Here is a 24,849-nt window from a genome sequence, read left to right as displayed (position 1 = left end):
AAGCGACTATACCGTTATCCGTTTCTCATTCATAATCGACAACTTATTTCGGCATAGAATCAAGACACAATTCCATTAGAAAGAGGGCTGTGAATATGCAAGAACCCGTAGTTATCGTCCCCTATGATGCGCATTGGCAGACAGAGTTCAACACAATCGCCAAGAAACTGCGCGAAGCGATCCGAGACGAAGCGCTGCGTATCGACCATATCGGTTCAACGGCAGTTCCCGGACTTGATGCGAAGCCTGTCATTGATATTCAAATCTCCGTGAATAAGCTGGAGCCGATGGCTTATCGATCTGCGCTCGAAGTCGTCGGCTACCGTTGCCGCAGCAACAACCCGGATCTCACCAAGCGTTATTTCCGCGAAAAGCAAGGGATGCGCCGAACCCATATCCATGTGCGTGAAGCGGGAAGCTGGTCGGAACAGTTTGCTTTGTTATTCCGTGATTTCCTGCGGCAGAGCAAGGAGTGGCAGCAATTGTATGCGAAGGAGAAGCACGTGTTGGCCCAACGGTATTCGACGCCGCATGAGCGAGAACTATACGTGGACGGCAAAGAAACGATCGTTTGGAAAATTATGCAGGAAGCCAGCCGATGGAGCCAACAGACAGGCTGGAAACCGGCAGCAAGCGATTATTGAGTTACGCTATGTCTTTTTCGGCAGCATACCATGAACGAAGCCCAAATTAATCTGCTGCTAACGATCTCCGTAGCGATGATCGCAAGCGAATAGGTATGGACCATGCGATGGTTTGATTGGATGGGCATCACAGGGTAAAGTATGAATCAGGACATATGTCGCGCTTGGGAGGGTTTCGATGATTAATCATATGACGATGCTGGGATTTCAAATGCAGGAGGAAGAAGATTTTTTGCAGCTTGCCAATTATGCGTATGAACACGGCACGTTAATGCAGACGCAGCAAGGCGCTTATGTTCGTTTGGAAGCCGGAGGAGGAGCAGAGTTATGGCTTCAGCTCAACAGCGAGGGTGTGGCGATCGGGATGCACCCGCATTTTACGGGAGCCGGATTGATGGAGATCGGGATCGAAGCGGAAGTATTGCGCGAAGACGCTAACGAGCTGGACGGGACGTTTTACGCGCGGGCGGGAGCCGATCCGGGCAAACCGGGCGAAGGGCTGTATTCGTTCGTGTTCGACCTGCCGGACCGGGACCGTTACGGACCGCTGGGCCAGCCTTTTTTGCGGCACGTACAGTTGGCGGCGTTCGCGCATGAACTGAATCTTTTTGCCAACGAAGTCGAGTACGAACATTACCAGCTCAGCCAGTCGTTGACGGCGCAGATTGTCCCGGCTCATCATTTTGTGTCGACGGGGCTGAACGATCAAGGCGGCGAAGCGGTCTCGACAGCCGTGTTCAGCGGAACCGTACTGCGTTCGGGCTGGGTGAAGAACGAACTCAGCGGATCGTATTTTCAATGGGTGCTTGTGCGGACGCTGGGCGGGGATATCGACGTCGTGGCAGACGAGCGGCTGGTCGGCGAACGGGAAGTGCGGGAAGGCGAGATTTTGAGCGGTACGTTTTGGCTAAGCGGACGGTTGGTTGAACGATCTTAAAAGGAGGTTTTATCATGGAACTGAAAAATATCATTCCGATTTTGCGTATTTTTGACGAGGAGATCGCAAGAGCTTTTTATATTGATTATTTGGGATTTCAAGTGGACTGGGAGCATCGGTTCGAAGCGCATATGCCTTTGTACGTTCAAGTCTCGCGAGGGCCTGTTGCGCTGCACCTGTCCGAACATCACGGGGACTGCACGCCGGGTGCGGCCGTTCGGATCGGGGTCGAAGACTTGCAGGCGCTACACCGGGAATTGACGGACAAGCCGTATCGCTCGCTGCGTCCGGCTATCCACGAGAAGCCTTGGGGATTGAAAGAACTGGCCGTCACCGACCCGTTCGGCAACCGCGTTATTTTTTACGAATAGTCGAAAAAAGTGCATGAAGGCGAAAAAGCGAGGAACGGCTGTGGAGCAATAATTTTCAGATGTATACTAGACGTATGAAATAAAACGAAAACGGCTTAAATATAGTATTAAAATAGATTTTTCTTGTATACAAGTTTCCGAAACATAGGTAGAATAAAAGAGCGAAACGTATTCCAGGCATTTATTTGGAAGCGTTATCTTTATGTGCTGCGAACTCTATTTCTATTTATTTCGGAAAGGATGCTGACGATGACGACCACTCAAGTCCCCGCTACGATGAAAGCCGCCGTGATGCACCGATTGAGAGAAATTACGATCGAGGAAATTCCCGTACCCGAGATTGCTGCGGATGAGGTATTAATTAAAGTGATGGCTGTAGGCATTTGCGGTTCCGACCTGCATTATTACGATCATGGGCGAATCGGTCCTTATGTGGTAGACGGGCCTTTTATTCTTGGACATGAATGTGCGGGAGAGATTGCGGCTGTAGGTAGCGAAGCGAATCGATTCCAAGTCGGCGACCGCGTCGCGATCGAGCCGGGCGTAACGTGCGGCAAATGCGAAATGTGCAAAGCGGGCCGCTACAATCTGTGTCCGAAAGTCGAGTTTTTGGCAACGCCGCCGTATGACGGAGCCTTTGTCCAGTATTTGAAAATGCGCCAGGACTTCGTATTTCCGATTCCAGACCATTTGTCGTATGAAGAAGCGGCTCTCGTCGAGCCTTTTTCGGTCGGCATCCATGCGGCCAGCCGCTCCAAGCTTCAGCCGGGGTCGAGCATTGCGATCATGGGCATGGGGCCGGTCGGCTTGATGGCGGTTGCGGCTGCGAAAGCTTACGGAGCGGCGACGATCATCGTGACGGATCTCGAACCGCTGCGTCTGGAGGCTGCGAAAAAGATGGGCGCGACGCATACGATCAACGTGTTGGAACAAGATGCCGTCGCAGCGATTAAGGAAATCACGGACGGAAAAGGCGTCGACACCGCGTGGGAAACAGCCGGCAATCCGAAAGCACTGCAATCCGCCCTGGGCAGTCTCGGCCGTGGCGGCAAATTGGCGATCGTCGGCTTGCCCGCGCAGGCGGAGATTCCGCTGAACGTACCTTTTATCGCGGACAACGAAGTGGATATTTACGGCATTTTCCGCTACGCCAACACCTATCCAAAAGGCATCGAATTTCTCTCCTCCGGGCAGATCGACGCTTCGGTTCTGGTGACGGACAAGTTTCCGCTGGAGCGTACGCATGAGGCGATGGAGCGGGCGTTGAATCATAAAAGCGAGTGTTTGAAAGTCGTCGTGTATCCGAACCCTATAATGTCTACATAACGATTATGAATGTTGAACCGGAGTATTTAAAACCGTTCGTCCTATCCCAAGCCCTATCCAAGGAGGCGTAACGCCATGAAAATCGCTTTTCTTATCATCGACGTTCAAACCGAGCATGTCAGAGACGTTCCGCCGCACAAGATCGACAAAGCGTCCGAGTATATCAACTACGTATCGGGCTTGTTGCGGTCGGCCGGGCATCCGATCATTCATATCCGCGATATCGAAGGCATGACCGAAGAAACGGCGGACCGTTACGACATCATTGAAAGCATCGTGGTCGATCCGTCGGATCTCACGGTAACCAAAGAATACTCGAACGCATTTTGGAAAACGAATCTGGACGAAGTGCTGGTGCAGCACGGCGTCGAAAAGCTCATTTTGGCAGGCTATGCGGCGGAGCACTGCGTGCTGTTTACCTACAACGGAGCGATCGAGCGCGGCTACAGTCCGGTGCTGCTGCAAAACGGTCTGCTCAGTCGCCACGACGATACGATTGCCGCAGCTTCCCGCGACCGCAATCTGATCTCGTATACGGCGGTAGAGTGGTTGGCCCAGAACTAAACGCTCACCGACTTTTCCGATACCCCAGCGGCGTCTCGCCTGTTTTGCGTTTGAATAACCGATAAAAAAACTTCATATCGCTATATCCCACGGCCGCCGCAATCTCGGGAATGCTGCGGTGCGAGGAAGACAGTAACGTACAGGCCGCCTCCACGCGCGTGTTTTGCAAAAAGGCCGAAAAATTCATCCCTGTCCGCTGCGCAAACAAACGGCTGAATTGGCGTTCGCCGAGCCCGACCTGCGCAGCCAATTCTTTTACCGTCAGATTGTCCGCATACCGTTCTTCGATATCCCGCACGGCTTGTTCGATAGAGGAGCGGGAAAGCGGTGCATCGGTCGGTCCAGAACCGAGAGACTCGCTTTGCGAGTGCCGATGGAGCGTTACCAGCATACGGACGATCATCGCGGTCAGCACGGCTTCACAGCCAGGAAGCCGTGCTGCATATTCCCGAAACAATTCTTTGAACCCTTCCCGGAACTCTCCCGGATCGCGCAGCCGCAGCCAGGAACGTTGAGGTTCGCGGAAAAAGGCAAGCATCTCGGCTGCATCCGGGAAAAAAGTTTCCAGTTGCTCCACGTACGTTGTCGGAAACAAGCAGTTGTATACGATCAGCTCCCGTCCGCGTCCCGGTGCCGACGGACGGAACACATGCGACGTTCCGACCGGAATAAAAAACACATCCCCTTGCGAGACGCGCAGACTTTCTTCCCCGATATAATGCACGCCCGAGCCTTCTCCGATATAGGTGAGTTCGATAAAATCATGCGTATGCTCGGACAGATCGAAATTTTCCGCGACCCGGTTCACGTAGATCGGCAGTCCATCGTCAAAATAGCTGCTCCCCAGCATTCGGTCCACGTTGCGCTTCATTTTTCTCCTCCTTGTTCTGCCTCTTGAACGGACTTCTGCCTTCATGCGTCGATCCTACTCTTTTTCACTTCTATTTGTCCATATCCGCCTATCATTTTGTCCGAATCAGCCCCATCATTCTTTTGCCTATTTGACTACAATGAACCTGAAGATCGATGAATGAGTCAAAAAAACCAAACTTAAACAGCGGGAGGAATTTGGGTTATGCGTTCAACGATGGTGACGGAGCTGCGTTGCGAATATTTGAAAAATCCTGTGGGACTTACGGTTGCTCGTCCGCGTCTGGGGTGGAAGTTGCTGACGGATCGTCGCAATGTGCGGCAGACCGCTTATCAGGTGCAGGTTGCGGAAGATGGCGGAGAGCAGAGTTGGGATGTAGCTGAAAAGCAGAATGGTCTGGTATGGGACAGCGGACGCGTAGAATCGGCAGAAAGCGTACATGTCGAATATGCGGGAAAAGAACTCCGGTCCGTATCGCGTTATACATACCGGGTACGCGTCTGGGACGATCGGGAAGAAGCTTCGCCTTGGAGTGAGAACGCTTTCTGGGAAACGGGCTTATTGCAGGCCGAGGATTGGAGTGCGGATTGGATCACTCCTGACCCGGACGAGATACACCCGCAGGCTCGCGAAGTTTTTTACCTGCGTCGTTCGTTCAAGTTAACAGGCAAAACCGTACGCCGGGCGACGGTGTTTGCCACTGCTCTGGGAATGTATGAGCTAGAGCTGGACGGACGCCGGGTCGGGGATAGTTTGTATACGCCGGGCTGGACCAGCTATAAGCATCGTTTGCAGGTTCAGGCTTACGATGTGACGACGCAGTTGTCTGGCGGATCGGGTGATGGGCATGTGATCGGCGCAGCGCTGGCGGACGGTTGGTATATCGGGCGTTATGCCTGGAAAAAGCGCGGTGAGCTGTACGGAGATCGTCGCGCGTTGCTGTTGGAGCTGCATGTCGTTTATGAAGACGGCACGACCGAAGTGATCACCAGTGCAGGTCGCGATACCGATGGCGAAAAAGCTTGGAAAGCCGCGACAGGCCCTGTTACCGCAGCCAACCTGTACGACGGAGAAACTTACGACGCGCGCTTGGAACGAACAGGTTGGAGCACGGCGGCTTACGACGATTCAGACTGGAAAGCCGTTTCCGTTTTGGATAGGCCCGAAACGAGGCTGACCGGCGAACAAAGCGAACGGATCAAAGTCACCGAAATCCTCAAGCCGATCTCCGTGATTCGCACGCCCGCGGGAGAAACGGTATTGGATATGGGACAAAATATGGTCGGACGCATCGCCTTTACCGTGAAAGCTTCCGCCGGAACGGCCTTGAAGCTGCATCATGCGGAGGTATTGGATCAAGAAGGCAACTTCTACGTCGGCAATCTGCGCAACGCGCGGCAGGAGGTGGCGTATACCTGCCGAAGCGACGAAGCGGAGAACTACCGACCGTCCTTCTCGTTCCAGGGCTTCCGCTACGTGCGGCTCGAAGGCTTCCCGGAACCGATCGATCCCGACCATTTCGCCGGCGAGGTCATTCATACGGACATGCAGCCTGCCGGATCGTTCGAATGCTCCAATCCGCTGCTGAATCAGCTTCAGCAAAACATCGTTTGGGGACAACGGGGCAACTTTCTGGATGTGCCGACGGATTGCCCGCAGCGCGACGAACGGTTGGGCTGGACAGGCGATGCGCAGGTGTTTATCCGCACGGCCGCGTTCAATTACGGCGTCGCCCCGTTTTTCACCAAATGGCTCAAAGACCTGGCGGCCGATCAATGGCCCGACGGCGGGGTGCCGTTCGTGATTCCGCACGTGATGGACGATGATCCGCATTCTTCGTCGGCCTGGGGCGACGCGGCGGTCATCTGCCCGTGGACGATCTACCAATGTTACGGCGATACGCGCATTCTGCAAGAGCAATATGACAGCATGACAGGTTGGGTCGAGTACATCCGGGCGCAAGGCGACCAGGAGCTGCTGTGGAACACCGGCTTCCATTACGGGGACTGGCTCGGACTCGATGCAAAAGAAAACAGCTACGTCGGCGCGACCCCCCGCGATCTGATTGCCACCGCCTTTTTCGCCTATTCCACTTCGCTCGTAGCCAAAACGGCGGCGGTGCTGGGCAAAAAAGACGACGCGCGCAAATACGAAGACCTGCACGGCCGGATCGTTCAGGCGTTCGCCGACGAATTCGTCACGCCGAACGGCCGTCTGGCCGGACACACGCAGACGTCGTACGTGCTGGCGCTGATGTTCGATCTGGTTCAAGGCGAGACGAAGCGTCGCGTAGCAGATGCGTTGGCCGAATCGGTGCGCGAAGAGAAGATGCACCTTACCACAGGATTCGTCGGAACTCCGTATCTGTGCCATATGCTGTCGGAAAACGGCTACCACGATCTCGCGGTGCAGCTCGTCCAGCAGGAAGAATATCCGTCGTGGCTGTACTCGATCCATCAGGGAGCGACGACGATCTGGGAGCACTGGGACGGGATCAAGCCGGACGGCTCGTTTTGGAGCGACGCCATGAATTCATACAACCACTACGCGTACGGCGCGATCGGGGATTGGTTGTATCGGGCAGTCGCGGGGTTGGATCTGGACGAACAAGTACCGGGCTACAAACGAATCGTGCTGCGTCCCAATCCGAATTCCGGCCTGACCCATGCGCGCGCGCAGTATGATTCGCCGTACGGCAAAATCGTCAGCGGCTGGAGTAAACGGGAAAACGGCGAGGTGACGTACGAGATCGAACTGCCGCCGAACACGACAGCCGAACTGCGATTGCCGGACACTGCGGGAAAAACCGTCAAGGTGGACGAACGCGATCCGGCGGACGTGTTGGACGCGGAGTCGCGCCGGGATGAAGGCGGAACGCTTGTGCTCGAACTCGGTTCGGGCCGGTACGCGGTGAAAGTGAGCTGAGTTTCTCGACAACCTGGACGTTGCCGCATATAAAGCGGCAACGTCTTTTTTTATACAGTTGGAGCAGGTGGAGAAGAACGAAAAGTCGAAGGTAGTGATGAGCAGTGAAAAAGAAGTAAGAATAGGGTGGACAAAGCGTAAAGACATGTATGCCGATGAGGTTGAAGCGACTGAAAACGAATTAGCGAAGTTTAAAAGAAAGCCGCAACAGGAATTGAAGTGGATGGGAGTGGTACAATAGAAGCAAACAACGGGATCGTCCCGTTTTGCAGGAGGAAACCATCATGATCCAATCTATCGTACATATCGCGCTCGTCGTGAACGATTACGACGAAGCGATCGAGTTTTACACGAAAAAGCTGCATTTTACGCTAGTGGAGGACATTGATCAGCCGGAGCAGGATAAGCGTTGGGTCGTCGTCGCCCCTCCGGGATCAGCAGGCACGACGCTGTTGCTCGCTCGCGCATCCAAGCCGGAGCAGGAGCCTTTTATCGGGAATCAGGCAGGCGGACGGGTATTTCTGTTTTTGAACACGGACGACTTCTGGCGCGACTACCGGGAGATGGTGGCGAACGGGATCGAGTTTGTCCGCGAGCCCAAAGAAGACTCTTACGGAACGGTGGCGGTATTCAAAGACTTGTACGGAAACCTGTGGGATCTGCTGCAATTGAACGAAGATCATCCAATCATGCTTCGCGCAAAGGAGTAATCTTATGACAACCCTGGAACAACAGCTCGACAAACTTGCCGCGCTCGGGATCGCATTTCATACCCCGAAGCCGAGAATGTTGGATCGACTGACTCGCTACTACGACGCGAACTTTTACGAGCAAGACCCGTATATGCGCCTGCTGCCGGAGCTGGGAACGGGTCTGTCGGCGAATATCTGGAGATTCGATCTCGAATGCGCGGAAGACGCGGACATCTACGAGCAGTACATCGCACGCATGATCGGCTTGTCGGAAGGCATGATCGAAATCTCGGACCTGCACGGCAAATTCGACCCGACCGAAAGCGCGACGCGAATTTCTTTCGTATACGAAGAAAAAAGGCATGAAATCTCCGCCATGAATCAAGGCGACTGGTTCGATCTTTTCGCGCTCGGAAGCGTGCAAAACATCGTACAAGGTCCCGATCGCCGATTCGTGCATCACGTTCAAGATCAGACCGTCACGGTTCTGTTTTGCAACGACGACGCCCGCCAACAATTGCAGGAATTGACGAACGGGGCTTACGGGCCTTTGATCTAATAGCGGTCAAAATGGCGAAAACGGCCGATCCAACATCTGCGTCAACTCTTCGGCTTGAAGCAGCGAAGATAGCGGATCGGATAAAAAGTAGCGATTCCACGGCAGATCGACGATCCGATGGCGCTTGGCGATCTCGTCGCGATCCCAATCCGGCGCTGGGTTCAGGCCATAAAAGTCGTCGTAGTTCATGACCAGCACCCATTCGCCCAAGCCGGCTTGAAGTTCGGACGCCGAGATGCGCGCCGAATCTTCGCCGCTGCCGAGCAGCATACGCCGCAACGCGGGCGGAGCAGGCAGATTGAGCCGATCGTAGACCGCTTTGCCTCCGCGATGCGCCGCGTTGCCGATCAGCGTAACCTGCGTGTCGCACCAATACGGATCGGCCAGCGTGAACGTCGAAGGCCGCGCGAAACGTTCATTCAGACGCGCCCGCAGCCGATGCGTGCGCACGCGTGCTTGGCGAATCCAGGCGGAAGCTTCTTTTTCGCGTCCGATCCATTGACCCAGCAACAGCATCTCGCGCTCCATGCCGCCGCAGCGGTCCGTTTCGAACACGAGCGTCGGCGCGATGCGGGCATACGATGCGTAAGCTTGCGGATTCCAGGTCAGAATCAGATCCGGCTCCATGGCCGCGATCCGCTCGCACGAAATCGCGTTGTGTGTGCCGACCGTCTCCGGTTCGAGGTTCCAGTACGCGTCGAGCAATCCGCCGTTGTCCAGCAGCGTCGAAGGCGCGCCGATTGGCTGCTCGCCCAAAGCCAGCAGATGACCGATGCTCCAATCCGTCACGATGCGGCAAGGCCGGGCCGGTACTTCGACGCGTCCGATAATCGTGCTTACCGTTCGCGTTGGTTTCGACAAAACGACGGCCGGAGCGCCCGGCATAGGCGAAGCGTTCGCGGTCGGCGGATCGGACTCGGCCAGACTTGCAAAATAAGCTTCGGCATTGCGCGCAGCCTGCAAATCGTCGCTTAAACGCGCTTGCGCCGGGGAAACGCCGGGACCGGACACAAGCTCCCGATATCCCTGAGCATCCTGTTTGCGATAGCGTTCCGGCGAGCAGCCGCAGCTGTGTTTGAATTGGCGGCTGAACGAATAGGCGTTGGCGTACCCGACCTGTTCGGCGATTTGCTGCAAGGTTGCGGACGTTTCCCGTAGATGTTTTTTTGCTCTTTCCATGCGCAGGCCGATCAACACTTGAAAAGGCGAGCGTTCGAAACGAGTATGGAACAATTGGGAAAGCCGGCGCGCGCCGCAACCGGCCGCTTCGGCGATGTCCGCAAGCGTGACCGTCCGCGACACATGCCCCTCCATATACCGCAGCGCCCTCGCAATACGGGGGTCTGCGGTATTCGGGCTTGCTTCTGTTGTCGCTTCGTGTTGTTGCTTAAGCAAAATATGCACCAATTCATACAGATGCGACGTCAGCCGAAGCTGGTCCAACGCGCCCAGCCTGCGCCACTGCTCCAGCAAAGCGTCGAACGCCCGCTTGGTTTCCAGCAAGTCGGAAAGTGCGAACGGGCAATCCGCCGACCGATCTTGGGCTTCGCTTGCCGGGCCGCTGGAAGGCACAGAAAAAATATAGTTGAACAGATACAGTTCCGTATCGCGTTCGGGCGTGAGTCTCAGTTCCGACCCGCCGGATACATGGAGCGCGCAGCCGCCGTCGAACGAAGTCGTCAGATTCCCGAGCCTAAGTTCTCCTTTTCCCCGAGAGATCAGCACGAACGCTGCCGAAGAGATTTCCCCGTATCGAAACTTTTCGTTTGGTTGTAAGGTTGTGAACACGACGTCCAGCAATCGGGCCGGCCGCGTGTTCCATTGTCGGATCAAGCGATCCGTCGCAAGACCGTTTGGCATATGAAGATCACTCTTTTCAGGGTTGCGTTCTCTGGATCGCGCATATCGAGAACGGATTATCCGCATATTTTAAATGATAATAATTCTCAATTCAAGAGAAAAGCGATCCTGCTACGCGAAATATTTCCGGATCGTCTTCGCGAATAGCATTTCCGAATAGGGTATGCCTGATTTCTATTACGGACATTGTGCGGCTCTTTTCGGGATTTTATACTGGGACAAGTTGATGAAAACGATTCTCAATCAAGTTTCGCTTGCCCAACGCAAAGACCGAAAGGGGATAACAGAAAAAGATGAAACAAAAACGCAATTGGGGGATATTTCTCGTCGTTATGCTGATGTCGGTCATGCTGCTCGCCGCTTGCTCCAACACAAACGACCCGGAAGCGCAGGCTGCGTCGACAGCCGGGAACCAAGCGCAATCCAGCGACAGCAAGGCGCAGGCTTCGGCCGAAAAGGCAGAAGATGCGGCAACGTCATCCGAAACCGAGGCTTTCGGACAGAGCGGAATGCGCAAAATGGACACCCCGGTCGGCGAAGTGGAACTTCCGGCGCATCCGCAGCGCATTGTCGCGGATTGGAACGTCGGCCATCTGCTGGCGCTTGATATCATGCCGGTCGCAATCCCGCACAGCCTGCTCGAATACGGCAAATTCCTGCGCGAATCGGTTCCCGATACGGTGGCCGATCTGGGCGACCATAACGCCATTTCGTTGGAGCAGCTTACGGCCGTGCAGCCGGACCTGATCATCACGTTTTCGGCTGATAAGTACGAGACGTACAGCAAAGTCGCTCCGACGCTCGTGTTTGATACGTCGCAGTATGACACGATGCAAGATCAGATTACCGCGTTGGGCGAGTACCTGGATCGTCAGGACGAAGCGAAAGCCTGGAATGCCGAGTTCGATGAACGGCTGGAAGCGGCCCGTGCCAAAGTCCAAGCGGCCGTGTCGCCCGACGATACGTTCACGTTGGTCGATTACAACTGGGAAGGCGGCGTGCTGGTGCTTGGCGATTCGGAAAACCGCGGCGGCAGCGCCTTGTACGAACTTCTGGGTCTGAAGCCGGACGCAGACGTGCAAAGCCGGATTATCGACAAAGGCGAAGACAGTGCCGTTATCAGTTGGGAAGTGTTCGACGAGTACGTCGGAACCTACCTGCTGGAGCTGACGGACGAAGCCGCGGCGCCGCAACGGTTGCAGACCGTATGGTCGCAACTCGACGCCGTCAAAAACGATCGCCGAATCGAGCTGGATCTGCGTAAATATTTCAGTGCCGATCCGTTCACCGCTATTTTGCAAGCCGAAGAAATGGCCGATCTGATCGTCGCCAAAATCGAGAATCCATAGAGTTGATCCGCAAGACCCGTTTAACAAGCAGACTTTCGCCGAGTGGCGGAGGTCTGTTTTTTTACGCGTTCAGACATGGTACGATGAGAAGCAGAGGAATGGGAATGACAGGAAAACGAACAGGAGGGCGGAAATGGGCGATAATTCGAACCTGAACGGGAAAACGCCGGACGAACCGGTTCGCTACACGAGCTACGGCGAAGAGCAGATGGAGATCGTCCGAAGCGGCGCCGAGGCAATCGAGAATTTTTTGCTGAATACGGACGACGCCGGGCGGTTGAGCCTGTTGCTGTGCCTGGACCGATACCCGGATCCGTGGTTCGGTTACGATTTGCCTTACACGGATCAAATCTTTGAGGTATTGCAGCGCGAGGTGCTTCAAGAAGCTTTGGACGCGCTGGGAAATACGTATAATGCCGAATATGCGACTGTCGTGCAGCGTTTCGCGGACCATGAAGATCCGGCTATGAGGGGGATGGCTAGGCAAGCATTGGAACTGCTGGTTTCGGCGAAAAAATAAATGTGATAACGAAAAACCAACTCATTCGGAGCGTTGTTCGAAAAATAAGTGCGATTTTGTAATTATTTTTCCTTGTTCGGCTTCGGAATCGGAAATAGGTGCGTGTATGCAATTATTTTAGCGAAAAATAGCAGAGTACTGGGCAAAAAAAGAAATTAAGTGCATTTGAGCACTTATTTCTACAAAATTAAGAAATCCGGAAGAAATAATTGCAGATCTGCACTTATTTTTGTTTTCCGTCAAGCGAACCTGATCATCAAGCACAAAGAAAGGAGCGAAAAAATGGGATATATCACGGAACTGCGCAAGCTGGTCGGCAGCAGACCGTTAATCATGGCCGGAGCGTGCGTGATCGTGGAACAAGGCGGAGCGATTTTGCTGCAAAAAAGGACGGACAACGGATTTTGGGGACTGCCCGGCGGAGCGCTTGAACCGGGCGAGTCGATGGAACAGGTGGCACGGCGCGAACTGTTGGAGGAAACGGGTCTCACGGCCGGAAAGCTGGAATTGCTGGCGGTTTTTTCGGGCGAAGGTTTGCATTACAGCTACCCGAACGGCGACGAAGTCCATAACGTGGTTACCGCTTATGTTTGTTGCGACGCGCAAGGAGAACCTTTCGCCGACGGGGAAGAAGGCTCGGAGCTGAACTTTTTCCGGATCGACGGGCTGCCGCCTGTAGAGCATTGGAACCCGGCGGATCGGCCCGCGCTGAACGCTTACCTCGATAAAAAGGAGGCCTGACCATGATCTTTTACGCAATCGGTTTGACGTTGCTCGGCCTGTTGTTGCTCTTTTTGACGCCGCAGTTTATGGGAGCCGCGATTCTGATCGTGATCGTGTTCGTGGTCAGCGTGTTGAATTACATGCGTACCCGCCAGCTTCAGGACGATATGCGGGAGATCCGCAGGCATTTGGGTGTGATGGGAGAAAAGGAAGCGGCAGGCTACGATATCGAGCGCCAGATCGACCGAGTCGACGAGTTGAGCGACCGCGAGCGCGCAGAGATCGATCGACGCAGCGAAGCGGAACTGGAACAGGAATCCCGAAACCGAAGACCCTAGGAGGAAGCGCAGATGAAACTGTATGCCGACAAACGTTTTCAAATAGGCTTGACGGTGCTGTACCCGATCTTGATCGGTTTGTTTTTCGTGACGATGCAATCGGCTTTTTGGCTGCTTGCGGTTCTTGCGATGTTGATCTACTGCGCGTTATGGAAAAATATCGGGTACGTGCTGCTCTCCAATCTGCTGCTGCTTTTGTTGTCGATCGGGCTGTGGGTCACCGACGTCGATTACATGCAGATGGGCAGCGTGCGGGAAACGAGGGTTTGGCTGCCGTTCTCGTATCTGTTGTACGGCGCCTTTTGCCTGATCCCGCCGTTAGTGCTGGTTCCGCTTCGCAATCTGCTGGCAAAAAAAGACCGGCAAAGACATACATAATCAAAGGAGACGGGTATGGGATATACGTTGCAAGGATGGATCGGTTCGGCGAACGTGTTGAGAACGCTGGGCCTTCGTTTTGAAACCGCGCAAGTCGTAGCTTTATCGGACGATCTGGCGCTGATTCCGTTGGACGATGAGTTGCAAAAAGAGATCAACGGCGGCGCCGCTTCGCTTATCGAGCCGTGGGACGTTTTGACGGAACAGATCGAATCGGCGGGGCGTCGTCTGTCGATGCATGGAATCGTCGCTTACGTGGAAGCCGATTATTTCGGAGGAACAGGCGACCAGTCCTGTATCGTGTGGGAAAAAGGAACCGAGCGCTTGCGCGAAACGCGCGCGGACAAAGCGATCAACTGCGCGCTGAAGCTGCTGGGCGTGACCGTCTCTGCGGACGCTGCCGACGAATTCGACACCATTCGTCTGGGAAGGCATCGCAGCGTAGAGCGTTGGACGCAAGACGCGCGGCATCGACTTCAGGCGTTGCAAATCCGCGACGTGAGGGCGAACCAAGAACGGTTGGCCGAAGCCGTGGACTACTTTTGGAGCCGTTGGGGCGACGAATCGACGTTGAACTTTTACCGGGATTGCATCGAACGCTCCTGCGATACCGACGCCGATCTGCCGCGATTCTATCTGTTGACGGACGGGGAAAAAGGAGCGATTGCCGGAGGATATGCTTTGCTGCGCAGCGATTTGAACAGCAGGCAAGACCTGTGTCCGTGGCTGGCTTGTTTGTATGTCGAACCGGATTGGCGGAGCCTTCGTCTGGGCAGCCTGCTGCTCGACCATGCCGCGCGCGAAGCATCGGCAAAAGGTTATGACGGATTGTATTTGTGCACCGATCTGGACGGCTACTACGAGCGCTACGGCTGGACGCATATCGGAAAAGGCTACGGGATCGACGGCGAAGAAACGAAGATTTACCATCTTGCCTTATCGACGGCAGACCGGAATCGCGAATCGGCTGTTATCGAAAATAACCGATCACGAGTATGAAGAAAATTGCATCCTTTTGCTTGATTGCTTCGTATAATTCCCCTGTGAGTCCAGATAATGGAGAAACATAGAAAAGTTACAGGGGGAATCAAGCATGAAAAAAGGATTTATGGTAAGCGTGGCGATCTGTTCCTTGCTCGTGATGGCGGCCTGCGAAAATGACAAAACGCAAGAAACGGCGGCAGCGCCTGCGGAGCAAGCGGCAACGCAAACGACGACGCAGCCGGCCGAGCAGAAAACGGAAACCGCAGCGGCGGCCGAGGTTGAGACGGAAGAGGTTGTCGTCGAGGACATTGCGGATGCCGAGGCCCGCGATGTAAATCAGAAATCGGAGTTCGTATCCGATTCCGATCAACAACTCGCCAACGATTACATCATGGAATTGGAGCCGGCTATGACCGCAGCAACGCCAATCACAAATAATCTTGCCGCTGCTTTAAAAGCATGGCTTAACGAAGAAATCGACGATGCTACCATGCGGGAGTATTTGGTTTCGGCGGATTCGGCTTTCGAAATGCTGGAGAATGAGCTTACACGCGTAGCCGTTCCGGATTTTGAATCCGCGCGTTTGCACGATGCCATCTCGGAATTCCGCAGCGTGATGTTGGGTATGGGAGTCGACGGAGGCAAATCGGTCGACCTGTTTATCGAAGCGATCGATACGCAAAATGTGGACAAAATCGAGGAAGCTTATGACGCTATAGCTCCTTTCGAAGATTATGTATCGCGCGGGGAAGCTGTTTTTGCCGAATTGCAGACCATGATTGACATGGAATAATTAGTAAAAGACATTGGGCGTTTGAAGCTCGATGTCTTTTTGTGTACCCTCTTATTTTGCTAATATATGAACTATAAATTTAATAAGGAGGAATCCCCCCATGCCCTGGCCTATGGTTCACTTCGCTGTCGCGGCGGCGACGATGCCCGAGCCTTCTGCCGAATTTTTGATAGGAAGCCTGGCGCCGGACGCGGTACATGTACGCAGCGACGATCGCAGCGACAAAGCCCGAACGCATCTGATGATCGTCGAAGGCGAGTTTTTGACGGATCAGAAATTGCACGAAATTTTTCGGACCAATGCCGAGCGTGTCGAGGCCGATCCGGCTTTTCTACTCTATTTGCTCGGCTATATCGCCCATGTCTACACTGATCGCCGATGGACGTTCGAGATTTATCCCGGTTACGAAAAGCATCCCGAAGAACGCAAACAGTATCATCGGGAAGTAAAAGCGATCGAGTCCATGCTGCTGCAAAACAAGCCGGACGCGCAACAATGGCTGCACCGACTCAAAGCGGGTCGCGCTTTTGAATTCGGCGGTCTATCGGCGGAAGACGTACATACGTATCGGGATATGAAGCTGCTTGATTTACAGGAAAATTCGGCCGACGAACCGAAAGCTGCGCTTGAGGTATTATCGGCCGCAAGGTTGGAACAATTTATCCGGGCTAACGGACAAGATCTTCGTCGATTGTTCGCCCAATGGGGCGTCACGCCAATTTAACAAGTCCATGATAATAAGTAGCCTGAGGGAGGAAGAGTCTTATGGTATCGCCGAAAGAACCTGACCCACAAGACCCCGCATTTTTAAAAATCGACAAAGCTCATACCCCGTTCCTGCTCAAAGCGATCGAAGCCGTACAGCGTACGAATTGGGTGCAGTGCTACGACCTGAACCACGTTTACATTTCCATGCGCGAAGACCGCTACAAAGGCAGGGATTGCATTGTGGTTCGTTTTTATGCGGCAGATCTTGCAAACGACGATTGGATGGACGTGACGTCTGCGGACATCGGAGGAGCGCATGTGTACATGGAAGCCGCCGGAAGAGCCGTTTTGCATATCGGGATCGAACATTGACCGGAAAGTTTTACGGAAAAAGAAAAGAGAAATCTATGCGTGTATTCGAATAAGGCGATATCGCGCTGCGTGAACTCGAACCGCAAGACGCGTCGTTATTTCTGAACTGGCTAAACGACCCGGCAAGCGTAAATTCGATACAAAAAAAGCGGGGACTGCGCACCAAACCGCGCAGTCCCGCTTTTTCGAAATCAAACTTCATTTTCCCATTGCGTCCGAAGATGCCGTACCATATGGTCGGCGATCTGCTCAGGCGTCAGCGTGTCGACGTTCACCGTATGGTGGTTGTCGGCGTAGATGATTTTGCGGCTGTTGAATAGTTCTTCGATCTCTTCGATCGAACGGCTTTGCAAAATCGGACGCGTATCGATCAGCTCCGCGAAACGTTCTTTCCACGATTCCCAGGTTAGATCGAGATGGTATACAATACCGCTGTGCAGGCAGGCGCTCCGAATCTCGTCTTGCATAAACGACCCGCCGCCGAGCGACACGACTTGTTCGCGCGACTGTTGGCACAACTCGACGATATAGTCTTTTTCCATCTGCCGAAAAGCGGGTTCGCCCAGCGATTTGAAAATTTCCGTGACCGGCATGCCGTGCAATCGTTCGATCTCCTGATCGGCATCGAGAAAGCGCCGTCCGAGCTTTTCCGCCAGCAGTTGGCCGATCGTCGTTTTGCCCGCGCCCATGAATCCGATTAAAATAATGTTTTTTTGGTTGAGCGGAATGTCGATATTCTTTATAATCATCACCGTACTCCTTTGCCGCTTCACATGGAATGAGTATGTTCATTATAAAAGGCAAGGCGTTCCCGGGCAAGGAGTAACGCGAAGACGGGAGGAATCACGATGAATCCGAATTTGGAAAACGGCGTCAAGCCGAGCGCGTTCAAGCGACAGTTGCAAGCCGCCGCCGAGCTTCTTTGGTCCACTTGGGAGAGCGGAACGCTGACGACGGCGGAACTGGACCGGATGGAAAATGAGTTTAAAAAGCGGCATGCCGACGGCGGCGAGCCGGAGTGCCTGTGGCTGTTGTCCGAAATTCAGGTTTACCGGTCCCGACTGATTCGCCGAACCGGAGCCGAAGCCGCGTTGGAAGGACTGCGCCAGGCGCCGGAATCGACCGGACTGCATGACAACTATGTCGCGTGCATGGACGGGGCTTTGCCGGATTTTCATAAACGCAACCATCATCGGCTGATCGCCGAATATGAGCGGATCGTCGAGCGGCATCCCGAGCTGTTGATCGCCCGCCGTATCCTGATCGAGCATCTGATCGCCGATTACCGGTTCGACGAAGCCGAAATCCATATTGCGGCGGCGCTTCCTTACGCGGCCGGCCGGGAATACGTGCTGGACTTTTACATAAGCGAAATTTTGTATCGAAAAGGCGAGCGGCGGGCGGCGGAGCGGCTGTGGTCGTCGGTTTGCCGCAGACATCCGGGCGATTCCGCTTGCCTGTTCCTGCTCGGCGAACAGTATGCCAAATTCGCGCGCTACGAAGAAGCGGCGAACGCGTACGAGCGTTCTTTCGCGCTTCAGCAGTCGCCGAGACGGATCGACGCGCTGGAAGCGCTCGTCCATGTGCACGAAATTCGCGGCGACGACGCGTCGTTGCTGCACGCTTTGAGCCGGATCTTGAACGTGTTGGCGCAAGATTACGGCATTACGGAAGGCGCCGAAGCCGATCCGTTTTTGCGTCAGCGCGATTCGGTGCGGAGACGGGAAGCCGTATGGAGCTGATCTTCGTGCGTCACGGTCAAGGCGAGCATAATCTGGACGTGCCGGGTCGTTTGGAACGCAAGCATCCGAACTTGACGCCCGAAGGGCGTAGGCAGGTGCTTGCGCTGTCCGGCAAGTTGGCCGCGACGGAGCGCGATCTGTTCGTAACGGGGCCGACGGTACGCACGATCGAGACGTTGCTGGTACTCGCGCAGGGATTGAAACAAGCGCAAGTGTGCATGAGCCCGCTGGCCGGACCGCGCATGTTTCCGCAAGACCCGGCCTGGTCGACGCTGCCGTGCGATCTTCCGCTGACCAAGCGCGAAGTCGCGGCGGCGTATCCGCTGCTGTCGCTCAGAAGCGAAGACGACGAGGCAAGCTGGAACGACGGAATCAACACGTTGCCGGAACAACGATTCGTTCGCCGGGGCACGGAATTTTTGCAGTGGATCAGGCAGCAGGGAGCGGAGCGCGTCATTTTCGTCAGCCACGACGGCACGATCAACGCGTATCGCCAGTTGCTCGGGGAGCGGAATTTGAGCCGTGACGATTTTCTCGGCGAAGCGGGGACATATACGATGTTGTTGTCTTTATGAATGATTCGTTTTGCATAGTAAAGGAGAAGTGCGCCTATGTCCGAAAATATCGACAGCCGTTTAAAAAGATTGGGAATCGAACTGCCGGAAAGCAGCGTGCCCGCTGCGGCCTACGCCAATGCGGTCATCGTGAACGGTCTGATGTTTGTCGCGGGCAAAGGCCCGACCGGAGGAGCGAAAGGCAAGTTGGGAGATACATATACCACGCAGCAAGGGTACGAATTTGCGAGGCAAACGGGAGTTGAAATCTTGGCGGTCCTTAAAAGTGAACTGGGATCGTTGGATCGAGTCAAGCGTGTGGTCAAGCTACAAGGCTTTGTTAACGCGACAGCGGAATTTGAAGAGCATCATAAAGTGCTGGACGGCTGCTCCGAGCTAATGCTGGATGTGTTTGGCGCAAACGGTTCCCATGCGAGATCGGTATTCGGCGCAGTGTCAGTTCGGGACAATTTGCCGATTATCGTGGATTCGGTATTCGAGGTAGAGTAAGCAAGCAAAGGAGGCTGCAATCATGTCTATGTACGAATACTCGTTCATCCCGGCCGACGATATGGATTTTGTTCCGACGCCGGAAAAGATTGAGCGGTTGCAAACTTTATTGGAGCCGTACTCAACGCATTTTAGCGTGAAAGCAGGCGGCCGCCGTGAGTTTTTTGGGAGCGGATTTATGTACGAAGGCATTAGGTGTCCGTTATGCGGACAGGAGATCGACGAGATCTGGTGGGTCAAAGAACTCGAACGAATAAGCGAACAAAACGGATTTGAAGATATGCGCATCTTAACGCCCTGTTGTGCACACCCTTCGTCATTGGACAAACTAACGTATCCGTGGCCTGCCGGATTCGCCAGATTTTCGGTAAAACTCGGCACGGACGACGAACCGGATTTCGATAACGGCCCGGCGGAGCGGCTGCTGCCCGAGATCGAACAAACGGTCGGCCGCCGGATGAAGTTGATCGTGGAGAAATATTGAAGATGATCGCAGAAGGCGATATTCAAGGAGGAATAACGATATGCAACGCAAAACATACCAAACAGGTTCGCCCTGGGAGCCGATCGTCGGCTATAGCCGCGCGGTGCGCGTAGGGAATACGGTGGAAGTGGCCGGAACGACCGCGATGAAAAACGGAGAAGTGGTTGGCGTCGGCGATCCTTATCGGCAAACCGCCGAAATTCTTAAAACGGTCGAAGAAGCGCTGACGCAGGTCGGAGCGAAGTTGGAGCATGTCGTGCGCACCCGCATGTTCGTCACCGACATCTCGCAATGGGAAGAGATCGGCCGCGCCCACGGCGAAGTGTTCCGCGATATTCGCCCCGTGGCGACGATGGTCGAAGTCAAAGCGCTGATCGACCCGGAACTGCTGGTGGAGATCGAAGTCCAGGCGATCGTGACGGAGGAATAAATCAATCACACGAAAAAGGAGCGCCTTTCCTCATCGGAAGGCACTCCTTTTTCGCTTTTTTTCACGCAACCGACAACAAGATCAACGAAGCAACGGTCAGCAAAGCCCCGCCGCCCAGAAAGCCCAGCTTCAGCCGATGCAGCGTCGAGCTTTTCCAAGCGGCGTGCGCCGGATCGCGGCGCAGCCGTTCGTCTTCTTGCTGCAAAGCCCGCGATTTGCGTCCGAACGCTTGGCCGACGCCGGAGAAGCCGCGCAGGAAAAGGGTCAAAAAGCCGCTTTGCAGCACGTAAAACAAAGCTCCGACGACCAATGCGGACAATCCGTATAGGAACAACCGGTCGGCGAGTTCGGCAGCGTTCAGCCCGGTCATGTTACTGCTCCGTGCGCACGGCGAAGCGCAGGTCCGGGTTCGAGCGCGTATCGAACACGACGCCTTTGATTTTCGGACTGATCAGCGCAGTGTCCGCGGAGAACTGGATCGGGATGATCGGCAGCTCGTCCATCAGGATGGCTTCGGCTTCATGCAACTGTTCGAAACGTTTGGCCGGATCGAGTTCGTACGTCGAAGATTCGATCAGTTTGTCGTAGTCGGCATTTTTCCAGTTGGTGAAGTTGTTCGAATTGGCGCTGGTGTAGTGGGCCAATACGCCGAGCGGATCGAGGAAGTTGCCTTCCCAGCCCATTCGCGCCGCCTGGAAGTTTTTCTGCTTGAACGTATCGATATACGTTTTCCATTCCTGGTTTTCCAGCGTCACTTCGATGCCCAAGTTCGTTTTGAGCAATTCCTGAATCGCTTCGGCGACTTTTTTGTGCTTGTCCGACGTGTTGTATTTGAACGTGACCGCAGGCAGCGAAGTCAGTCCTTCTTCTTGCAGTCCTTCGGCCAAAAGCTGTTTCGCTTTTTCCGGATCGAACTCGTAATATTTCGGCGCTTCGTCGCGGAAGTCTTTGCCCGAAGGCGCCGTGATGCCGTAAGGCACGTAGCCGTAAGCCGGCGTCTCGCCGCCTTTGGTCACGTTGGTCGCCAGCACTTCGCGGTCGATCGCGTAGGCAATGGCTTGACGGATCTTTTTGTTGGTAAAAGGCTTCTCGTCGACGTTGAAGGAATACGTGTACACCGAGAACGACGGATGCGACAGGAATTCCGGATTGCTTTTCTCCTGATCCAGCGTATCGACCGGGAGGCTCAGAATCATATCCAGATCGCCCGTTTTGTACATTTGATAGTAGGTCGTGGCGTCTTGCACCATTTTGAAGTTGATCGTCGCCATCGTGATGGACTCGTTGTCCCAATACTGATCGTTTTTGGTCAGCGTGATCGACTCGTTATGCTTCCATTCTTTTGCCACGTAAGGACCGTTGCCGACGATCGTCGACGCTTCGGCCGCCCATTTGTCGTCGCCTTCCGCGACCGATTGGCGTACCGGCAAATACGGCGTGCCTACGGCGATCGTCGGGAAAAAGCCAAGCGGCGATTTGAGCTGCACCACGAGCGTTTTGTCGTCTTTCGCCGTGATGCCGACGTCTTCCGCTTTGCCTTTGCCCGTGTTATATTCTTCGGCGCCTTTGATGTAATACAGCGAAGACGGATCGTAAGCGGCGGTCTCCGGGTTCAACACGCGTTTCCACGCGTACTCGAAGTCTCCGGCCGTGACCGGCTCGCCGTCGGACCATTTGGCGTCGTCGCGGATCGTGAACGTGTAGGTCGAGCCGTCTTCGGACACGTCGACTTTGCTGGCCGCGCCTTCGACGATCTCGCCGGATTTATCGTAGGTGTACAGACCTTCGTACAGATTGTTGATGACGAAATAGGAAGTCGTGTCCGACGCGAACGCCGGGTCGAGCGTATACGGTTCGCCGCCCGCCAGGTTAGTCGTGATCTCCTGCGTTACGTCCGTCGGCACGTCTTCCGGCGTAGCCGCCGCCGTCGAAGCGTTGCCGGTCGACGCCGGTTCCGCGGTCGTCGCCGTATTGCCTCCGCCGGAGCATCCGGCCAACGCCACCAAAGCCACCAGCAGCGTAACGGACAATCCTTGAATCTTTTTCTTCATTGTTGTTTCCCTCCCGTTTTGTGATCGGTGCGACCATGTCTATGTATATTCAGACCTTGGAATGCGGATCAAGCGCATCCTGAAGGCCGTCGCCCAGCGTGTTAAAAGCCAGCATCGTAAGCGAAATCAGCAGGCCGGGGAAAAAGAGTCTCCACCATTGCCCGCTCAAAATGACGCCGAGCGAATCGTTCGCCATCGTGCCCCAGCTTGCGGAAGGGGACTGGATGCCCAGACCGAGAAAGCTGAGAAACGATTCGGCGAAGATCGCGGCCGGGATCGAAAACGTCAGGTTCACGATGATGATACCTGTCGCGTTCGGCAGCAGATGCCGGAACACAATGCGGCGGTGGCTCGCGCCCAGGCTGCGGGCGGCGGTCACGTATTCGTTTTGCTTAAGCTGAAGAATCTGTCCGCGCACGATACGCGCCATGCCGACCCAGCCGGTCAGCGACAGCGCGATAATCATCGTTAGCAGACCCGGCTTCATCACCACGAGCAGCAAGATAACGACGAGCAGATACGGGATGCTGTACAGGATCTCGGTCAGCCGCATCAACGCGCTGTCGATCCGGTCGCCTTTTGCTCCGCGTCCGGCGGCGTATCCGGCGATGCTGCCGATCAGCACGCCGAGCACGAGGTCGATCGCCGCCGCGGAAAAGCCGATCAGCAGCGAGATGCGCGCGCCGGCCCAGGTACGCGCCCAGACGTCGCGGCCCAGATCGTCCGTGCCGAACCAGTGTGCCGCCGACGGCGGAAGATTGGTCATCAGCAGCGATTGGTCGCTCGGCGCGTAAGGCACCAGATGCGGGCCGACGGCGGCGAGGCCGAGAATCAGCAGCAGCAGGCACAGACCGAGCACGGCGAGTTTGTTTTTAAGCAGTTTGTGAAGCCGGATGCGCCAGTACGATTCCGTCGGACGCCGAAACGCCGCCGCCGGGATTTCGTCTCGCGCAACCGGGCGGAATAACTCTTTGTTTTCGGAAGCGGATGCGTTTTCCATACTATTCTCCTTTGCTGACCAGTTGGATTCTCGGATCGACCGCTCGGTACGCGATATCGATCAGGAACAGCGTCACCACGAGAATCGCGCCGTAAAAAATGGTCGTGCCCAGGATGACGGGATAATCGCGGTTGAAAATGCTGTCCACGAAATATTTGCCGATGCCGGGAATGGCGAAGATCTTTTCCACGACGAACGTGCCGGTGATGACGGAAGCGAACAGCGGCCCGATAAAAGACAGTACGGGGATCAGGGCGTTGCGCAATCCGTGCCGCAGCGTGACCGCCGGACCGGACAAGCCTTTGGCGTAGGCGGTGCGGATATAGTCGCGGTTCAATACGTCGAGCATGCTGGTGCGCATAAAACGGGCGATGACCGCAAGCGGCGAGACGGCCAGGGCGATCGACGGAAGAAGCGTATGTCGCCACGTTCCCCAGGAAGCGACCGGCAGCAGCTCCCATTTGACCGCCACGTATTTGATCAGCAGCGGAGCCAAAATAAAGCTCGGAATCGACACGCCGAGGATCGCGATAAACATCGAAATATAATCCAGTGGTCGATTATGGTGTAAAGCAGCCAACGTTCCGAGCGAGATCCCGGCCACTAACGCGATGATCAGCGATTGAAGACCGAGGATAGCGGACGGGCCGAAGCCTCGCGCGATCAGGGTGTTGACGTCGGTCGTTTTCGATTGAATCGAAGGACCGAGATCGAGCAGCAACAGGTTTTTCAAATACAGCGCGTACTGCACGATATAAGGTTCGTCCAGATTGTAGCGGGCGCGCATGTTTTCGAGCACGGCAGGCGGTATCGTTTTCGAATCGTTGGAAAACGGGTCGCCGGGAATGACGTGCATGATGATGAACGTCAGCGTGACGATGATCCACAGCGTCAACAGCATCAGACCAAAACGTTTCAGTATGTACATAGGCAAAACTCCTGTTCAAGCGAAAGGATAAAAGGAATAAAGGATTAACGCATGAACTCGTCATTCCATTAAATCGTTAATTCCAATGATAATACTAGGAAATGCTATCGTAATTCACATGTCCTGTCAAGGATAAAGGAGGAAGTTGTTGATCAAAAGCCAATCGGATTCAGCGGGGGAAGGGCTTTGGGGAGGTCCTGTTCGGGGAGGGCTTTGCGGGGGCGGCTGCGGCTGCG

The 24,849-nt window shown here is 54.8% G+C and carries 30 protein-coding genes; 23 read left to right on the top strand and 7 right to left on the bottom strand.

Annotation, left to right across the window (positions count from 1 at the left end):
• Positions 1-95 precede the first annotated feature (95 nt).
• The 5 genes from WKI47_RS08750 to WKI47_RS08730 all read left to right on the top strand — a co-directional run bounded on the left by WKI47_RS08750 (position 96) and on the right by WKI47_RS08730 (position 3,842).
• A complete protein-coding gene (locus tag WKI47_RS08750) occupies positions 96-644 on the top strand; it encodes a GrpB family protein (RefSeq protein ID WP_340226772.1) in 549 nt (182 codons plus the stop codon).
• 178 nt (positions 645-822) lie between these two features.
• A complete protein-coding gene (locus WKI47_RS08745; protein WP_340226771.1) occupies positions 823-1,581 on the top strand; it encodes a hypothetical protein in 759 nt (252 codons plus the stop codon).
• Positions 1,582-1,595: 14 nt separating this feature from the next.
• Positions 1,596-1,952, top strand: coding sequence for a glyoxalase superfamily protein (locus tag WKI47_RS08740; protein ID WP_340226770.1), 357 nt, complete (start codon positions 1,596-1,598; stop codon positions 1,950-1,952).
• 249 nt (positions 1,953-2,201) lie between these two features.
• Positions 2,202-3,278 carry an NAD(P)-dependent alcohol dehydrogenase gene (locus WKI47_RS08735; protein WP_340226769.1) on the top strand — a complete coding sequence of 359 codons (1,077 nt, stop codon included), beginning with the start codon at positions 2,202-2,204 and terminating at the stop codon, positions 3,276-3,278.
• A gap of 75 nt (positions 3,279-3,353) precedes the next feature.
• Entirely contained in the window at positions 3,354-3,842 is a 489-nt protein-coding gene (locus tag WKI47_RS08730) for an isochorismatase family cysteine hydrolase (protein WP_340226768.1), read from the top strand.
• Between the two features lie 4 nt (positions 3,843-3,846).
• On the opposite strand, the gene WKI47_RS08725 is transcribed toward WKI47_RS08730, so the two are convergent.
• Positions 3,847-4,713, bottom strand: coding sequence for an AraC family transcriptional regulator (locus WKI47_RS08725; protein ID WP_340226767.1), 867 nt, complete (start codon positions 4,711-4,713; stop codon positions 3,847-3,849).
• Positions 4,714-4,917: 204 nt separating this feature from the next.
• On the opposite strand from WKI47_RS08725, the gene WKI47_RS08720 reads away from it, so the two are divergent.
• From WKI47_RS08720 to WKI47_RS08705, 4 genes are all read left to right on the top strand, one after another.
• Positions 4,918-7,638, top strand: a complete 2,721-nt coding sequence (locus WKI47_RS08720; protein ID WP_340226766.1) for a glycoside hydrolase family 78 protein — start codon at positions 4,918-4,920, stop codon at positions 7,636-7,638.
• 97 nt (positions 7,639-7,735) lie between these two features.
• Positions 7,736-7,879 (top strand): hypothetical protein, encoded by a 144-nt coding sequence (locus WKI47_RS08715; RefSeq protein ID WP_340226765.1) that lies wholly within the window; start codon positions 7,736-7,738, stop codon positions 7,877-7,879.
• Between the two features lie 43 nt (positions 7,880-7,922).
• Positions 7,923-8,348 (top strand): VOC family protein, encoded by a 426-nt coding sequence (locus tag WKI47_RS08710; RefSeq protein WP_340226764.1) that lies wholly within the window; start codon positions 7,923-7,925, stop codon positions 8,346-8,348.
• Between the two features lie 4 nt (positions 8,349-8,352).
• On the top strand, positions 8,353-8,889 hold the full coding sequence (locus WKI47_RS08705; RefSeq protein WP_340226763.1) for a hypothetical protein: 537 nt from the start codon (positions 8,353-8,355) through the stop codon (positions 8,887-8,889).
• 6 nt (positions 8,890-8,895) lie between these two features.
• On the opposite strand, the gene WKI47_RS08700 is transcribed toward WKI47_RS08705, so the two are convergent.
• Entirely contained in the window at positions 8,896-10,749 is a 1,854-nt protein-coding gene (locus WKI47_RS08700) for a helix-turn-helix domain-containing protein (protein WP_340226762.1), read from the bottom strand.
• A gap of 293 nt (positions 10,750-11,042) precedes the next feature.
• On the opposite strand from WKI47_RS08700, the gene WKI47_RS08695 reads away from it, so the two are divergent.
• The 9 genes from WKI47_RS08695 (at position 11,043) to WKI47_RS08655 (ending at position 16,914) form a co-directional block, all read left to right on the top strand.
• Positions 11,043-12,098 carry an ABC transporter substrate-binding protein gene (locus WKI47_RS08695; RefSeq protein WP_340226761.1) on the top strand — a complete coding sequence of 352 codons (1,056 nt, stop codon included), beginning with the start codon at positions 11,043-11,045 and terminating at the stop codon, positions 12,096-12,098.
• A 133-nt stretch (positions 12,099-12,231) separates the two neighbouring features.
• Positions 12,232-12,618 (top strand): hypothetical protein, encoded by a 387-nt coding sequence (locus WKI47_RS08690; RefSeq protein WP_340226760.1) that lies wholly within the window; start codon positions 12,232-12,234, stop codon positions 12,616-12,618.
• 282 nt (positions 12,619-12,900) lie between these two features.
• Entirely contained in the window at positions 12,901-13,359 is a 459-nt protein-coding gene (locus WKI47_RS08685) for an NUDIX hydrolase (RefSeq protein ID WP_340226759.1), read from the top strand.
• Positions 13,360-13,361: 2 nt separating this feature from the next.
• Positions 13,362-13,679, top strand: coding sequence for a hypothetical protein (locus WKI47_RS08680; protein WP_340226758.1), 318 nt, complete (start codon positions 13,362-13,364; stop codon positions 13,677-13,679).
• 12 nt (positions 13,680-13,691) lie between these two features.
• Positions 13,692-14,057: a hypothetical protein gene (locus tag WKI47_RS08675; protein ID WP_340226757.1), complete on the top strand. Its 366-nt coding sequence runs from the start codon at positions 13,692-13,694 to the stop codon at positions 14,055-14,057.
• 15 nt (positions 14,058-14,072) lie between these two features.
• Complete coding sequence (locus WKI47_RS08670) at positions 14,073-15,056, top strand: GNAT family N-acetyltransferase (RefSeq protein WP_340226756.1); 984 nt, start codon at positions 14,073-14,075, stop codon at positions 15,054-15,056.
• A 94-nt stretch (positions 15,057-15,150) separates the two neighbouring features.
• Positions 15,151-15,834, top strand: a complete 684-nt coding sequence (locus WKI47_RS08665) for a hypothetical protein (RefSeq protein WP_340226755.1) — start codon at positions 15,151-15,153, stop codon at positions 15,832-15,834.
• Between the two features lie 100 nt (positions 15,835-15,934).
• On the top strand, positions 15,935-16,558 hold the full coding sequence (locus WKI47_RS08660; RefSeq protein ID WP_340226754.1) for a hypothetical protein: 624 nt from the start codon (positions 15,935-15,937) through the stop codon (positions 16,556-16,558).
• Positions 16,559-16,599: 41 nt separating this feature from the next.
• Entirely contained in the window at positions 16,600-16,914 is a 315-nt protein-coding gene (locus WKI47_RS08655; RefSeq protein ID WP_340226753.1) for a hypothetical protein, read from the top strand.
• Between the two features lie 191 nt (positions 16,915-17,105).
• Here WKI47_RS08655 and WKI47_RS08650 read toward each other — a convergent pair whose 3' ends face one another.
• Positions 17,106-17,663 (bottom strand): shikimate kinase, encoded by a 558-nt coding sequence (locus WKI47_RS08650; protein WP_340226752.1) that lies wholly within the window; start codon positions 17,661-17,663, stop codon positions 17,106-17,108.
• 99 nt (positions 17,664-17,762) lie between these two features.
• Here WKI47_RS08650 and WKI47_RS08645 point away from each other — a divergent pair, with 99 nt between their 5' ends.
• The 5 genes from WKI47_RS08645 to WKI47_RS08625 are packed head-to-tail and all read left to right on the top strand — an operon-like array spanning position 17,763 to position 20,634.
• Positions 17,763-18,656, top strand: a complete 894-nt coding sequence (locus WKI47_RS08645; protein ID WP_340226751.1) for a hypothetical protein — start codon at positions 17,763-17,765, stop codon at positions 18,654-18,656.
• A complete protein-coding gene (locus WKI47_RS08640; protein ID WP_340226750.1) occupies positions 18,647-19,231 on the top strand; it encodes a histidine phosphatase family protein in 585 nt (194 codons plus the stop codon). The genes WKI47_RS08645 and WKI47_RS08640 overlap by 10 nt, the downstream gene beginning before the upstream one ends.
• Positions 19,232-19,267: 36 nt before the next feature.
• On the top strand, positions 19,268-19,720 hold the full coding sequence (locus tag WKI47_RS08635) for a RidA family protein (protein ID WP_340226749.1): 453 nt from the start codon (positions 19,268-19,270) through the stop codon (positions 19,718-19,720).
• Positions 19,721-19,742: 22 nt separating this feature from the next.
• On the top strand, positions 19,743-20,204 hold the full coding sequence (locus tag WKI47_RS08630) for a hypothetical protein (protein WP_340226748.1): 462 nt from the start codon (positions 19,743-19,745) through the stop codon (positions 20,202-20,204).
• A gap of 40 nt (positions 20,205-20,244) precedes the next feature.
• A complete protein-coding gene (locus tag WKI47_RS08625) occupies positions 20,245-20,634 on the top strand; it encodes a RidA family protein (RefSeq protein WP_340226747.1) in 390 nt (129 codons plus the stop codon).
• Positions 20,635-20,695: 61 nt separating this feature from the next.
• Here WKI47_RS08625 and WKI47_RS08620 read toward each other — a convergent pair whose 3' ends face one another.
• From WKI47_RS08620 to WKI47_RS08605, 4 genes are read right to left on the bottom strand one after another with little or no spacing between them, the layout of a single operon-like run.
• Complete coding sequence (locus WKI47_RS08620) at positions 20,696-21,004, bottom strand: DUF3899 domain-containing protein (RefSeq protein WP_340226746.1); 309 nt, start codon at positions 21,002-21,004, stop codon at positions 20,696-20,698.
• 1 nt (position 21,005) lies between these two features.
• Positions 21,006-22,685: a peptide ABC transporter substrate-binding protein gene (locus WKI47_RS08615; RefSeq protein WP_340226745.1), complete on the bottom strand. Its 1,680-nt coding sequence runs from the start codon at positions 22,683-22,685 to the stop codon at positions 21,006-21,008.
• 49 nt (positions 22,686-22,734) lie between these two features.
• Positions 22,735-23,685, bottom strand: coding sequence for an ABC transporter permease (locus WKI47_RS08610; protein ID WP_340226744.1), 951 nt, complete (start codon positions 23,683-23,685; stop codon positions 22,735-22,737).
• Between the two features lies 1 nt (position 23,686).
• On the bottom strand, positions 23,687-24,613 hold the full coding sequence (locus tag WKI47_RS08605; protein ID WP_340226743.1) for an ABC transporter permease: 927 nt from the start codon (positions 24,611-24,613) through the stop codon (positions 23,687-23,689).
• Between the last annotated feature and the right edge of the window lie 236 nt (positions 24,614-24,849).

It is taken from the genome of Saccharibacillus sacchari (genome assembly GCF_037722395.1).
Classification (GTDB): domain Bacteria; phylum Bacillota; class Bacilli; order Paenibacillales; family Paenibacillaceae; genus Saccharibacillus; species Saccharibacillus sacchari_A.
Note: the sequence above shows the minus strand (reverse complement) of the source record. Positions and strands in the feature narration are given on the sequence as shown.